Below are 12689 nucleotides of genomic sequence, written 5' to 3'. Positions count from 1 at the left end.
GACATACTGGTTGTTTTGTTCAGTTTTCAAAGAGCAAATTCATTTGTTGCGTTAAATTAGCAACTTTTTAATTATATCACATTCATTCTCTAAAAGTCAATAGTTTCTTTTAACTTTTCTTTTAAGAAATGAATATTTTGCTCGCCCTCAAAATAGCGATTTTCTTAATGAAACAGTTTGTCGTTTTTTGCGACGAAATATAATTTATCATGTTCAAGGATAAAAGTCAATAGGTTTGATAAAAGATTTTTTCCGTAAAAATGATAATCTGTTCCGTAAGTGACGACAGACAATAATATAGCATAATTATAAGGGTAAGATCAATAGGGAAAACAAAAAATTATGCTATACGCTTATCACCTACAAACCAAAAACCAAGAACCAGTATAAATAATTTCACCCAATAACTTGCCCCTTTTGCAAAAACAGTCGATTATATAGGTAAGAAAGGAAAGCCTGGGAGATTCATTCCACTAGACTTTCCACTCATAGCTTATTGATGGTCACTTCGTCTTGGCATGTATTTAATGCACTCTTGTTCAGTTGCTACCCGACGAAATAATTGAAATAAAGCCTGGTATCTTTCTCTCATTGCTTGCTTAACCATGTTGTCTATTCTATGATCCTCAAGATCCATAAGTAATTCGTCTAATTCGCGTTTCAGGAGATATTCGATCTCTTTTTGTTCCATTTCATTAATTAATAAGCCTAACATTACGCCACCTCAAACCTTCTTAAACTAGTCAGTCTTTCACCCAAAGTTACATTAAAATCAGTCACTACATGTATTCGTGAAAATTGACGAATTTCGTCGGTTACTCTATCACTTTTTATCATTACGCTTACTATTTCCACGTTTATGTACTTTTAATCCATACAACTCTCATTTTTATTATATAAAGATAGCTTGTTCTTATTCGAAGTTACTATTCATAGACTAAAGTAACGAAGGACATGTTATGGGGGAGTCGATGATGGAGCATTTTTATGTTTTGAAATTTAATAGGTGGAAACGTTGGGGAATTGTTGTACTGCTTGCTTTTTTCACAGCTACATTTGTATGGTTTGAACGGGATGGTGCATTTTCGGTTTCTTCGGATGATGAGCCTGCTGCTTTATCAAAAGGGGATGCCAATGAACCAAATATCGCCTTAACGTTCAATATCAGCTGGGGAGAAGAAAGAGTGTTTGATATTTTGGAGCAACTTGAACAAGAACAGGTTCAGGCAACATTTTTCCTGAGTGGAGAATGGGTAGAACGGCATCCTGATATTGTAGAAGACATTGCTGAAGGAGAGCATGAGATTGGGATGTTAGGCTATCGTTATAAAAGCTATCTTGATCAGGAAATCGATGAAGTACGAAATGATTTAGTCCAGGCAAGGGAAGTTTTTGAAAAAATGGATTATGAGGATGTAAACCTGCTTCGTACACCGAGTGGACATTTTAATACAGAAATCATTGAGCTGGCGGAAAAGATGGGTTTTGAGGTGATCCACTGGAATGTAAATTCGCATGACTGGACGAATCCTGGCACGGACACCATTGTCGATAACGTGATGACGGAAACAGCAAACGGTGATATAATCCTGATGCATGCATCTGATTCTGTGAAGCAGACCGCTAATGCATTAGATACAATTTTGCCAGGATTAAAAAATAAAGAATTTGAGTTCGTATCCATTTCCGAGCTAATTAACCAAGCACAGGCAGATTCTGAAATAGTAGAATAAATAAACACCCTGATAATCGTCTTATCAGGGTGTTTATTATGCCTTTTTAGGATTTGCCTTTTTAGATGGATTATTTTCCCTCGCCGTAGCCGCTTGATCCGAATCCGTCTCGTGCAAACGGTGGAGTTTAAGAAGCTGATAGGTGTTACACGCGAGTAGCGGGATAATCATTAACCATGCGTAATCTGTTCCTTCTGTTCGCATTCCGGGGATCCATTCGATCGTTGTCATCACAACCATTAAAAACAATGCAGGAATAAACGCCCGTGGTTTCGTTTCCTTTGCTTTAATCCAGGCAATGAGTAATCCGTAACCAAGGATCGCAGCCGCCATCAGCATATACCATAGAACAGAAACTTCCCCTTCTGTCGCTTGATAGGGGAAATATACCAAATCGAAGACAACAAAGGCGATTAATACAACTTGTACCGTCGGCCAATAGGAGCGGAACAAGCCTAACCCTAAACGATTAAGAAATAAATGGGCAAAGAACCCCATCTGACTAACTGCAGCAAAAACGAGCCCCAAGCCTATAAAAAACAATAGGAATCCAGCAATTCCCATAAAATCAAACGGATTTAAAACAAGGGCGTAATCTTCAGCTTTTACGAAGAAGCTTGTAACAAGCCCTGCTATCGTTCCAATAAATAATGTTTTAAAAAAGAAATTCACTAATTTACGCGTGTTCAAACCGATTTCCTCCTACTTAATATGTAAAAGCTATAATTTCACAAATGATTCAACAGCTATTTTATCACGAAGGAATATTTTTTTCCTTAACGAAGTGAATATTTTATAAATTTGTCACTCATATTAAGGGTGTAAGGAAGGAGGATCTCTTCATGAATCGCATAATTTTTATATTCGTTATTATGTCCATTATGTTAATAAGTGCCTGTAATGGAGAAGGCTCCTCCGGAAAAGAAGCAGAATATGATACAACAAAGAAAATGGTTGTTGATATATTACAGACGGAGGATGGAAAGAAGGCACTTCAAGAAATTATGTCTGATGAGGCAATGAAAGAAGAACTTGTTATCGAATCTGATGAAGTAAATAAATCCATAAATGAAACACTGACTTCCGATAAGGGAAAAGAAATGTGGAAAAGTTTGTTTGAAGATCCCGCGTTTGTTAAAAGTTTTGCCAGTTCCATGGAAGAGCCACAAAAGGATCTGATGAAAAGTTTAATGAATGATTCCAACTACCAAGAGCAAATGCTTGAGCTCTTGCAAGATCCAAAAATGACTGAACAAATGGTAAGTGTTTTAAAAAGCCAGGAGTTCCGCTCTCATTTGGAAGAAACCATCCAACAAACATTAGAAACCCCGACATTCCAGGCTAAAATCCAGGAAATATTATTAAAAGCTGCTGAGGAACAGGGCGGCGGCCAAAGTGGTGACAGTGGCGGTCAGCAAGGTGGCGGCGGCAGTGGTGGTAGTGGTGGTAGTGGTGGAGAAAGCGGCGGTGGTAGTGGCAGCGGTGGAGGAGGCGGCCAATAACCCAGCCGACCGGACAGTGTAAAAGGGCGCACGCGCGGGGACGCCCTCTTCTCTATTTTTATTCCTCTACTTTCGCTGCAATTTTCGAAGCAATTTTATGATATTCTTGTCCAATTGGATGGTCTTCTTGATATATCGATGGCGCAAAAATATCTTCTTCCTCATATGGCTGCTGGAGAGGCAATTGACCGAGCACCTTTGTTTTCAGTGCTTCTGCAAGCTTCGGTCCGCCACCTTGTCCAAAAACATACTCTTTATCTCCAGATTTACTTTCAAAATAGGCCATATTTTCAACAACACCCAGAATTTCATGTTCTGTCTTTAATGCCATCTGGCCAGCACGTGCTGCTACGAATGCTGCCGTTGGATGCGGGGTTGTCACAAGTACCTCCTTGCAGGTAGGTAATAGTTCATGCACGTCCATCGCGATATCGCCTGTACCTGGTGGAAGGTCAAGCAGCAAGTAGTCCAAATCGCCCCATTCTACTTCCTTGAAAAAGTTATTCAGCATTTTTCCAAGCATTGGCCCGCGCCAGATGATTGGCGAGTTGTCTTCAACAAAGAAACCCATGGAAATAAGTTTTACACCAAAACGTTCCACTGGAATGATCGTTTTACCGCGAACTTGCGGGCGTTCCTCAACACCCATCATATCCGGAACACTAAATCCGTATATATCCGCATCAATAATGCCTACTTTTTTACCGAGTCGCATTAATGACATAGCGAGATTAACCGTAACCGTTGATTTTCCAACACCGCCCTTACCACTTGCAATGGCGATAAAGTGTGGTGGATTTGCGCCGCCCATCAATGAACTTTCTTGTTCTTTTTCTACAGCTGGCTGGTATTTTTGAATAATTTCATCAGGCAATTGCTCAAAGCGCAGGCCAACTGTTGTAGCGCCATTTTGTTTTAAAATGCCTACAATTTCCTGTTGCAATTGCATCTGTTCTCCCGTATTTGTTTTCCCAATAGCTATCTTTAAACTGACATGCTTTTTCTCTTCTTTAATATTGATGTTTTTTATAGCGCCAGTTTCCTCAAACGTTGTATGTAAAAACGGATCCTTAACCGGGTTAAGTAGTTGTACAATTTCGTCATTTGTTAACATATATGTCACCATCCCCTTATTGGCTATATAAAAATTTCTATCAAAGCCAGTATAACATAAAACACATAAAATCTAAGTGATTTGAATTATGGGATTTATTTGCAGGAATTTATTCCTCTTGGCCTTCTATTTCTTCCGTGACATATCTCAAAATTCCTTCATAAATACTTGCTGCCATCTGGTCTTGATAATCGTCCTGTTTTAATAATTCACGTTCCTCCGCATTTGACAGGAAACCTACCTCAACTAAAGCGCCGGGTACTTCTGCATGTTTTAAAAGATACATGCCATTATTCGCTAACGGGGATCGATCCGTATTTTCCAGATTACGAATAATTTCCGATTGGATCATTTTTGCCAAGTGTCTGCTTTCGTCAAGTTCCGGATAGTAAAATGTTTGCGCGCCACGCCATTTGCTTGATGGCAGAGCATTTAAATGTAATGTCACGAAGAAATCGGCCTCGTGGTCATGAATAAATTGTAGTCGGTTACGAATATCCTCCGATTTTCTTCGGGAAAGCCCTTGTGTATCTTCCGCGGCCAGGTCCACGTCTTCTTCCCTTGTTAAATAAACAATCGCACCGGTTTGCTGCAAGTAACGCTGGAGCTTTTTAGCCATAGATAGTGCGATGTCTTTCTCCAATGTTTCATCTTCACCAACCGCACCCCCATCGACACCGCCATGACCAGGATCAATGACAATTGTTTTCCCGGACAATGGTAAGGACCAAGAGGAAGATTCCCACGTTTCTTCACTTTGCTGAAGCGGAAATTGAATAAGAAAAATTAATAATAAAAACCCTATTGCCCATAAAGTAATTTTGCTACCACGACTCATAACACTCGCCCCTTATCATTTGCTTTCTTTATTTTATGGGACGAGTTATGGTATTATGACAATACATAATAGCTGTTTTTCTTGGGACACTATATTCTAGAAGAGTGTAGCTTTTGACTCAAAAGATTTAAACTGCGACATAAGTGCTTGTTGATTTCCGCTGCGGACCCTTGCGCACCTTAGGCACGGCTCCAGTCAGAAGGAAACCACTTCCTGCGGGGTCTTCAGACACGTATTTTCCCCGCATGAGTCAACGGTCCTCCGCTCCAATCAACTATCGAAGGTGGATATCTGTTGTTCGATTTTAAAAAGCACAACACAAGCGGAGGAAATACATGGAGACTCCCGCGGGAGCTAAAGGCTACGATGAGACTCCGCAGTGCGCCAGCACAAGGAGGCTCATCAGCCGCCCGCGGAAAGCGGAATGTATTTCCGCAGCGGGTTAAAAGCATCAATCTTGATTTAAAATCAACAATACTTAGAACCTCAGGAAAAGCTATTAACGTTTATTTTTATTGATACAGTGGTAATAGTAAAAGAAAAAGTTCCATCCAAGAGAGGAGACTGTTAAATGGATTGGTTAGGAATTGGGGTATTGGTTATAGGTGTTGCTTTTCTTGCATTGGTAGTTCTTCTTATAAAACCATTAATGAAATTGTCAGGTGTTCTGGGAAGTTTGCAAAAAACGACCGACAAATTACCGCAAAATGTTGATGACATAAGTTCACAGGCAACAGAGGTACTTACAACAGGCAATGATACACTGAACCAATTAAATACCCAGATCAGAGAGTTAAGCCCTATTCTTCATATCATAGGTGACGCCGGAAATGCGACAAGGAAATTATCATCTTCTATGGTTGATGCAACAGAAGAGATGAAAGCAAGCACAGCAGGAGGCAGCGAAATCACGAAGGGCAGAAACCTTGAGGGCTTGTATGGAGCATTGACATTAGGGTATTACATTTTTCAGAAACAACGTAAAAATTAATGAAACTCCCTCGGTATTTTTAGTTATACCAAGGGAGTTTTTTTATTGCTCTATTTTGTGATGAACTTCCTGCTTAATACTTTCGATTTCCTTAGCTCGCTTGCGCCCTTCTGCATAAAAATTTCTTTCCCGATTCTTTACCCTTTCCACAAAAGGTTTATAGTCAACGCGCTCTTGCCGCTTCGAGACGGATTGTTTAACAACCCACCCAAGCAGTGCACCACTCACGGCACTTACCGCTATTAAAGATTTATTCGTTCTGTCCATCCGTCGTTGCTCCTTCACTTTTCGCTTGTCTGCGTTTCGTGAGCAGATAGTATCCTAATGCAAATGAACCGTATAGGCCGCCCAAATTATTCTTCTGGGAAATATCCTTGCTGTCATTTGTTTTATTTTTCACCGTTTCCGTTACATCTACTAATGAGGAGGAAAATCTCCTGGTGACATTTCCAACATCACCTACAATGTAGAATAACGGGCTCAATTGTCCTAATTTCTCGTTTACATCGGCAATCGTGTCATTGCTGTGATTTATTAGGTCTCCAGTTTCTTTAAACACATCATCTAGCTGATCCGGTAACTTTTCGACCGTTTTTTCAATGCCACTAAGAATTCCCGCCAAATTTTGCAATGTATGTGCAATAAAAATGGTTAATATAAGAAAAGCTACGCCGATAATGAGTACGCCTACCCCAGTTAATGTCATATGTTATCCCTACTCCCTGTTTGATTGTATGGTATCATTTCTGTATTTTCATCCTGAATCATCAGTTCATTTTTGTCCGTTTGTTGTTTCTTTTTCCACTTGGAATATAAAAGAAAAGCTGCTTCACTCCATTTGATTCCTTCAATAAATGGCGTCAGTTTGCGCCTGAACTCCTTGTTGGTAAGCTTTTCCCTGTTTTGTTTGTAAACATGATTCATGGAATTAACGGAACTCCCCACATTTTCCATGGTATCGAAAAGACTGTCCGTTGCTTTCAATTTAACTTCCATGTCGTCCACCATTTCCTCGGTTGCCTGAACAGTTGATTTAATCTCCGGCGTGATGGATTCAAACTTTTTCTCTACCTCACCTAAGGTTGTCCCAAGGGCTTCCATTGTGGTGGATACGCGTTTTAACACAAGACATATGTATACAACTACAACTGCGAATGCGATTGAACAAAATAAAATTCCTAAATAAATTACGCCCATGATTCACCAGACCTCCTTTTACTCAATTATACCACTTGTCGTCTGAAATAAAACGTAATTAACTTTGTCCCTATGAAAAGATTTAATGCTCCTCATTTAGGGTATAGAAATAGGTAAAACCAAAGAATGGAGGAACTTTAATGGATAGGGTAAAAAATTTTGCAAAAGACTTCATGACAAAATTCAAAGAAGATAATGTTCCATTATTGGCAGCAGCGCAATCCTATTACTATCTTCTCGCTATATTTCCATTGATTATTGTAGGATTTACCATTATCCCATACTTTAATATTAATCCAAATGATGCAGTGAATTTCATCGGGAATGTTTTGCCCAGTGAAATAGCCTCCGTTTTTGAAGAGAATATCGTAAGCTTGGTCGAAACACCTCAGGGAGGCTTGCTCACTGTCGGTATCCTTGGTGCCCTATGGGCCGCTTCTAACGGCATTAACGCATTTATCAAATCATCCAATGCAGCATATGGAGTAGAAGAAACACGTTCTTTCATTGTTGTGCGCCTTATCGCATTAGGACTGACACTTGGCATGATAGTAGCATTAGTTATCGCGTTTGTTCTCCCGGTGTTTGGTAACATTATTATAGGCTTCCTAGAGTCACTATTAGGCATCTCAGAGTCGATGACCTTGCTATTTCAAGTATTACGCTGGACGATCAGCATTCTCGTTCTCTCAGGACTTTTAATGATGCTATATCGGTTTGCGCCAAATAAGAAAATACCGTTTAAGCATATAATTCCTGGAGCACTTACCGCAAGTGTCCTGTGGCAATTGATATCCCTAGGCTTCTCTTTCTACGTCAGTAATTTCGGAAACTATTCCGCAACTTATGGAAGCCTTGGCGGTATTATCGTATTGATGATCTGGTTCTTTTTAACCGGCCTCATCTTAATGACCGGTGCTGTAATAAATGTGCTATACCACCGAAAACAGCGCCGGGCTGATCCTGAAAAGAACATTGCATCTGGAATATAAGGACACCCTCTGGTTTCAGAGACCGTTTCATCACCTGGAAAGTAATCCTGAAATCAGAGCCCTATTCCAATTTTCATAATTGAATACGTTCGTCCAAGGCACCTCTTGTACTTTTAGTGGTGTGATGAATACTGCGCGCCTGCGGAATTGTCCTGCCGGCTCTTCTGCTACAAATTCACCAACCTCTGCGCCCTCCGTTATTTCCTGCATATTATTCATCAAAATCCCTGTTTCAATTCCCTGTTCTACTAGTTTGCCTTCCGCGTTCATTTTCCATACAGCGTCAGTGAATACAAGATCTTCAAAAAGAACCGCAGCACCAAGTGATTCATCGAGCGTAATATTTAAGTTCGCATGATAGCCTGGGAGCAATTCTTCAAGCTCCCCTTCCTCACCAGTTTCATTCAAAGAAACATGAAACGGATAAACACTTTCCTCTTCTACCTCTACCGCTTTTGGTGAATCACTCACCCCAGCAACTTCTCCTTCGATTAGAGTATCCTCTTCCGTGAGAGTCACTTCTACTGTTTGCCCCTGTTCGATTTGGGTGCGTTCCTGTTCGGTTAATTCGCCCTCTGCATGTAAAGCTGTACTTTCAATTGTAATAAGTGGGTCATCGAGCGTTTCCTGTACGGTTTTTATTTTCCCCTGAAAAGGGCTTTCCACCGTGATGGTGTCACCATTTGATGTAAGCTCGGTTAATTGACTCTCTACACTCGTTAATTCCGCTGTCTTTTGAGCTAACTCTTTTTCTTTTTCGATGATATATTGTTCTTTCATCAATTCCGCCTCAACCGGGGTTTCAGGCTCCATTGTTTCCATCATTTCATCGTCTCCCGGTATTTCCGTGATTTCGTCTTCTTCGGGCATTTCCTCTTCAAAATCAAACGGCATAGGTGGTGGCTGTTGAGTCGAGGAGCCTCCCCCCTGGTCAGGAATTTGATAGAGCTCCATCTCCGAAATAGCAGCTTCAATCGCAGCTATTTCACCATTTAACACTTCGACCTCATTCATTAAATCGGCTTCTGCCTCAACATAATCATGAACCTGGTACGTATAAAGATCATCGCCTGCATTCACTTCTGTTCCTTCTTCGACAAGGAATTCCTGAAAACTGCCCAAATTCTCGTCAAAATAGACATGATCCTCACTCACAGATGCCAGCACCCCTGGTTTATGAAGTCGCTCAGCAACATCTGCCTCAAAAACTTGCGACCAATTTTTAATATACGATTTTCTTTCCACATTACCATCATCATCCACATAGACAAGTAAAAAATTAATACCAATAAACAAAACAACAGCTGCCTGAATTAGTCTTCTTCGCATCATCCAAACCACCCACTTATGATGAACTCATCAGCATAGGCTAAGAGCGCCGCAATACACCAAAATAGAATATGTAACAAGATAACATTCGCCCACAGCCAACGCTTTTTCACAACAGTCATCGTGCTCATATATTTAACCTGAAACCAAATAATCCATAATTGGAAAAGCGAGATGGCCCCGAAAAAATAAATGACCCACGGTGTTTCCGTTAAATAAGATGTGATTATTCCGAGTGACAGTGGTGACACATACCAATCCAGCCCAATTATAAGCATCAATGGGATCCAAATAATTCGCTCGATTAATAGAACAACAAGCACAACCTGTTGCATGATAATCAATTTCTGGTAAGGTATGTCTGTTAATAAATAAAAAAGCAAAGCAGGCACAAATAATATAAGTGCAGCAAATAAAACAGCAAATCCCGCGCGGCCGATAATAAACCAGAACTTACTTTGTTCATATGCAGCAGGCGAGAGTCTGGCAAAATTTTGCGAGATAAGGTCTGTCCCAATCCCCAAATAAGCCATCCCCGCATATATGAACATACTAAACAAAACGAGTAACACACTTACTTTCCATAGATTTTGTATTTTCTCCGCCTTGCGAATCCGAAATAAATGATTGTCCATCGATCGAAAAAATTTAAATAAATTAACAGAGTAGGTCATGATTACATTCCTTTTCTATCACTTTTTACATATTTTTCTTAATTTTAACCTAAAATCCGATAAAATTCTATCTTATTTGTTTAATTTTCGTAGATTAGGAAATTGTACCCTGTTTAATGGACGAACATGAAAAGGATGCTCTGAGGGAGGGGCATCCTTTTTGGAGGTCGGTGGGATTTATCGGCTGACGTGTGAGATTTATAGTTTTGCAGACGCTCTCCCGATTTAGTGCGGGTGTCTCCCGTTTTGTCGTGGGGCTCTCCCGTTTCAGACGTGCTCTCTCTCGATTTGGTCCGCATTCTAAAAGAAATCCATCAAATATGTCTGCCGCCTTGGAATGAGTTCCTCAAGCTGTTCGATAGCCTGCGCATCGCCTTTTAACAGCCCCACTTGATAATAATCACTTGGCCGCTTGTATCCTAAAAGCACGCCTGTCAGAACCTGAATCGAGCATTGAATAGCTTCTATATTTGCCACATCACCATGTCCCAACTGATAACTCCCGCTATTCTCCGGCAAAAACTCATCCTCCAACTCTAATGTAAGCTTGCCATCACCTTGAAAAGGATACGCCTCTAAAAAGCCTTTTACATCAACAATTCGAGCCATAAAATACGGAAGCAGCTTCTGCTCAAACCGTGGTTCATCCAGCAAAAGAGGTAGATTATCATCTTCAGGGACAACTAGGTTAGCCTTTTCAGCCATCGAATCATGGTTCCCGATAAACTGCACTAACAGCTTACGGGCATTTAAATTGTTATATACTACTTCCTTCACTGTTAACACTTGCTCTTTCACATTATATATTAAATAGCCCTCTGGATAGCCCTCAGCACTAAAAGCAACCGCAATATGCTGCGACTCATCCTTTAACACACGTTGCTTCCACCACTTTTCATCACGCTCCAATATGCCATTAAATGTTTTTGCGTATTCGGTATATATACGGTGCAGCATGGGTATATCAGGCTGTATGCGTCGCACATAACCTGCTCCGCCCCATTCCTTCTTCAATTTTTCCAAAGGGATGGAATACCGCTGTTGTGTGAAGGCATGCTCCCATCCGTACTTTCGGTAAAAGGCAAACGAAAATGGATGCAGAAAGGAGAGGGTTTGTCCATTCTGCTTCATTTGTTTTAATGCATGATAAAGCAAATGTTTGACCATCCCCTGCCTGCGGTATTCAGGCCATGTCGCAACAGAGCTAATTCCGCCCATCGCAAAAGACCTGCCATGGATATAACAGGACAGTGGTATCAGATGAACCTTTGCCGCTATTTGATCCTCTTCCATCCATCCCCAGACCGTATGCCGCTTCACTTCTTCCTTTTTCTTCTGCAACTCCTCTTCTGACAATTTATATTGAAAAGCAAATTGAGAAAGCGAAAAAATTTCATTGTAATCTGCTTCGGTTAATGTTTTGATATTTTTCAAAGTATGAGCCTCCTTCACAATAATACTTATTATTATGATAAAGGAAAAATGGTATTTTTGGTATCATGAAGATTAATTAATGATATGCAACAGTTAGAATCACTTTGCTTCACTTACATTGATTAATTCAGGAATAGTCACAAATTCCATCCCTTCTTGCTGCAGACGCGGAATAATTGTATCTAAAGCATTGACGGTACCTGATAAATCCATTGTCCAATCACCGCCATCATGCATGAGTATGATAGAACCAGGCATGGTATTTCCTAAAACATTGTCGGCAATTACATCAGCTTCCAATTGCCTCCAATCCAGGGAATCGACGTTCCAGAGAATTATCGTATTGCCCATGCTGCCGAGTAATTCAACAATCTGCCGGTTTAAATTACCATACGGGGGACGGAATAATCTGGGGCGGAATCCCAGAATTTGTTCAATCGTTTCCTCTGTGGTTGTTACTTCCCAATGAGCTCTTCCCAGGCTTTCTTCCGCTAAATTGGGGTGCCAATACGTATGATTTCCAATGGCATGCCCTTCAGCGTTAGCTCTCCTGACAATATCGGGGTATTCAGCTGCTCTGGCGCCCATCAGGAAAAAAGTAGCGTTTACTTGATATCTATTAAGAACATCCAGTACTTGAGGTGTAAAGCGCATATCCGGACCATCATCAAAAGTTAAAGCCACTCTATTCTCTTCAGATGAACCGCTTAAAAAAACAATGTTGGGGTATTCACGCTGCAGAATCGAATTCGCAACTAAATTAGGCTCTCTGCCAACACTTTCTGATCCCCCCTCGGGTTGACTTTGGCTCATTTGTCTAATGGGACCATCCCAATACCTCCATGAATCGCCATGATGAAAATACATATTCATTCAACCTCCATA

At 40.6% G+C, this 12689-nt stretch carries 15 protein-coding genes; 4 read left to right on the top strand and 11 right to left on the bottom strand.

Going from position 1 to position 12689, the window contains the following annotated elements; translation table 11 throughout:
* Window positions 1–493: 493 nt before the first annotated feature.
* Complete coding sequence (locus KFZ58_RS01095) at window positions 494–715, bottom strand: hypothetical protein (protein WP_235793051.1); 222 nt, start codon at window positions 713–715, stop codon at window positions 494–496.
* A 259-nt stretch (window positions 716–974) separates the two neighbouring features.
* Between KFZ58_RS01095 and pdaB the strand changes: the two genes are divergently transcribed.
* The gene (gene pdaB, locus KFZ58_RS01090; protein ID WP_235793050.1) at window positions 975–1733 is read left to right on the top strand and encodes a polysaccharide deacetylase family sporulation protein PdaB; all 759 of its coding nucleotides are present in this window, start codon (window positions 975–977) and stop codon (window positions 1731–1733) included.
* Window positions 1734–1769: 36 nt separating this feature from the next.
* Here pdaB and KFZ58_RS01085 read toward each other — a convergent pair whose 3' ends face one another.
* Window positions 1770–2423, bottom strand: a complete 654-nt coding sequence (locus KFZ58_RS01085; RefSeq protein ID WP_235793049.1) for a KinB-signaling pathway activation protein — start codon at window positions 2421–2423, stop codon at window positions 1770–1772.
* Between the two features lie 152 nt (window positions 2424–2575).
* Here KFZ58_RS01085 and gerD point away from each other — a divergent pair, with 152 nt between their 5' ends.
* Window positions 2576–3235 (top strand): spore germination lipoprotein GerD, encoded by a 660-nt coding sequence (gene gerD / locus KFZ58_RS01080; RefSeq protein WP_235793048.1) that lies wholly within the window; start codon window positions 2576–2578, stop codon window positions 3233–3235.
* A gap of 58 nt (window positions 3236–3293) precedes the next feature.
* Here the strand turns inward: gerD and salA are convergent, their stop codons facing one another.
* Window positions 3294–4349, bottom strand: a complete 1056-nt coding sequence (salA, locus tag KFZ58_RS01075) for an iron-sulfur carrier protein/transcriptional regulator SalA (protein WP_235794626.1) — start codon at window positions 4347–4349, stop codon at window positions 3294–3296.
* A gap of 109 nt (window positions 4350–4458) precedes the next feature.
* Entirely contained in the window at window positions 4459–5187 is a 729-nt protein-coding gene (gene cwlD / locus KFZ58_RS01070) for an N-acetylmuramoyl-L-alanine amidase CwlD (RefSeq protein WP_235793047.1), read from the bottom strand.
* 571 nt (window positions 5188–5758) lie between these two features.
* Between cwlD and KFZ58_RS01065 the strand changes: the two genes are divergently transcribed.
* Complete coding sequence (locus KFZ58_RS01065; RefSeq protein WP_235793046.1) at window positions 5759–6178, top strand: DUF948 domain-containing protein; 420 nt, start codon at window positions 5759–5761, stop codon at window positions 6176–6178.
* A 42-nt stretch (window positions 6179–6220) separates the two neighbouring features.
* Here KFZ58_RS01065 and KFZ58_RS01060 read toward each other — a convergent pair whose 3' ends face one another.
* Genes KFZ58_RS01060 through KFZ58_RS01050 form a run of 3 tightly spaced genes read right to left on the bottom strand, consistent with a single transcriptional unit; the run spans window position 6221 to window position 7375 of the window.
* Window positions 6221–6445, bottom strand: a complete 225-nt coding sequence (locus tag KFZ58_RS01060) for a hypothetical protein (RefSeq protein ID WP_235793045.1) — start codon at window positions 6443–6445, stop codon at window positions 6221–6223.
* On the bottom strand, window positions 6429–6884 hold the full coding sequence (locus KFZ58_RS01055; protein WP_235793044.1) for a DUF948 domain-containing protein: 456 nt from the start codon (window positions 6882–6884) through the stop codon (window positions 6429–6431). Before KFZ58_RS01055 ends, KFZ58_RS01060 begins: the two co-directional genes overlap by 17 nt.
* Window positions 6881–7375: a DUF948 domain-containing protein gene (locus KFZ58_RS01050; RefSeq protein WP_235793043.1), complete on the bottom strand. Its 495-nt coding sequence runs from the start codon at window positions 7373–7375 to the stop codon at window positions 6881–6883. Before KFZ58_RS01050 ends, KFZ58_RS01055 begins: the two co-directional genes overlap by 4 nt.
* A gap of 140 nt (window positions 7376–7515) precedes the next feature.
* On the opposite strand from KFZ58_RS01050, the gene KFZ58_RS01045 reads away from it, so the two are divergent.
* Window positions 7516–8367: a YihY/virulence factor BrkB family protein gene (locus KFZ58_RS01045; protein WP_235793042.1), complete on the top strand. Its 852-nt coding sequence runs from the start codon at window positions 7516–7518 to the stop codon at window positions 8365–8367.
* A gap of 30 nt (window positions 8368–8397) precedes the next feature.
* Here the strand turns inward: KFZ58_RS01045 and KFZ58_RS01040 are convergent, their stop codons facing one another.
* The 4 genes from KFZ58_RS01040 to KFZ58_RS01025 form a co-directional block, all read right to left on the bottom strand.
* Window positions 8398–9696: an efflux RND transporter periplasmic adaptor subunit gene (locus KFZ58_RS01040; RefSeq protein ID WP_235793041.1), complete on the bottom strand. Its 1299-nt coding sequence runs from the start codon at window positions 9694–9696 to the stop codon at window positions 8398–8400.
* Entirely contained in the window at window positions 9696–10331 is a 636-nt protein-coding gene (locus tag KFZ58_RS01035) for a hypothetical protein (RefSeq protein ID WP_235793040.1), read from the bottom strand. The genes KFZ58_RS01040 and KFZ58_RS01035 overlap by 1 nt, the downstream gene beginning before the upstream one ends.
* A gap of 339 nt (window positions 10332–10670) precedes the next feature.
* Window positions 10671–11804 carry a GNAT family N-acetyltransferase gene (locus KFZ58_RS01030; protein ID WP_235793039.1) on the bottom strand — a complete coding sequence of 378 codons (1134 nt, stop codon included), beginning with the start codon at window positions 11802–11804 and terminating at the stop codon, window positions 10671–10673.
* 99 nt (window positions 11805–11903) lie between these two features.
* Window positions 11904–12617 (bottom strand): polysaccharide deacetylase family protein, encoded by a 714-nt coding sequence (locus KFZ58_RS01025; RefSeq protein ID WP_235793038.1) that lies wholly within the window; start codon window positions 12615–12617, stop codon window positions 11904–11906.
* Between the last annotated feature and the right edge of the window lie 72 nt (window positions 12618–12689).

This window comes from Virgibacillus sp. NKC19-16 (genome assembly GCF_021560035.1).
Lineage (GTDB): Bacteria > Bacillota > Bacilli > Bacillales > Amphibacillaceae > Virgibacillus_L > Virgibacillus_L salidurans.
The sequence above is the reverse complement of the archived record's forward strand: the minus strand, read 5'-3'. Positions and strand labels throughout refer to the sequence as shown.

What these genes read in the sequence shown, in the direction of transcription:
- KFZ58_RS01095 (WP_235793051.1), bottom strand. Translation starts at nt 715, where the DNA reads ATGTTAGGCTTATTAATTAATGAAATGGAACAAAAAGAGATCGAATAT.
- pdaB (WP_235793050.1), top strand. Translation starts at nt 975, where the DNA reads ATGGAGCATTTTTATGTTTTGAAATTTAATAGGTGGAAACGTTGGGGA.
- gerD (WP_235793048.1), top strand. Translation starts at nt 2,576, where the DNA reads ATGAATCGCATAATTTTTATATTCGTTATTATGTCCATTATGTTAATA.
- salA (WP_235794626.1), bottom strand. Translation starts at nt 4,349, where the DNA reads ATGTTAACAAATGACGAAATTGTACAACTACTTAACCCGGTTAAGGAT.
- cwlD (WP_235793047.1), bottom strand. Translation starts at nt 5,187, where the DNA reads ATGAGTCGTGGTAGCAAAATTACTTTATGGGCAATAGGGTTTTTATTA.
- KFZ58_RS01065 (WP_235793046.1), top strand. Translation starts at nt 5,759, where the DNA reads ATGGATTGGTTAGGAATTGGGGTATTGGTTATAGGTGTTGCTTTTCTT.
- KFZ58_RS01060 (WP_235793045.1), bottom strand. Translation starts at nt 6,445, where the DNA reads ATGGACAGAACGAATAAATCTTTAATAGCGGTAAGTGCCGTGAGTGGT.
- KFZ58_RS01055 (WP_235793044.1), bottom strand. Translation starts at nt 6,884, where the DNA reads ATGACATTAACTGGGGTAGGCGTACTCATTATCGGCGTAGCTTTTCTT.
- KFZ58_RS01050 (WP_235793043.1), bottom strand. Translation starts at nt 7,375, where the DNA reads ATGGGCGTAATTTATTTAGGAATTTTATTTTGTTCAATCGCATTCGCA.
- KFZ58_RS01045 (WP_235793042.1), top strand. Translation starts at nt 7,516, where the DNA reads ATGGATAGGGTAAAAAATTTTGCAAAAGACTTCATGACAAAATTCAAA.
- KFZ58_RS01040 (WP_235793041.1), bottom strand. Translation starts at nt 9,696, where the DNA reads ATGCGAAGAAGACTAATTCAGGCAGCTGTTGTTTTGTTTATTGGTATT.
- KFZ58_RS01035 (WP_235793040.1), bottom strand. Translation starts at nt 10,331, where the DNA reads ATGGACAATCATTTATTTCGGATTCGCAAGGCGGAGAAAATACAAAAT.
- KFZ58_RS01025 (WP_235793038.1), bottom strand. Translation starts at nt 12,617, where the DNA reads ATGAGCCAAAGTCAACCCGAGGGGGGATCAGAAAGTGTTGGCAGAGAG.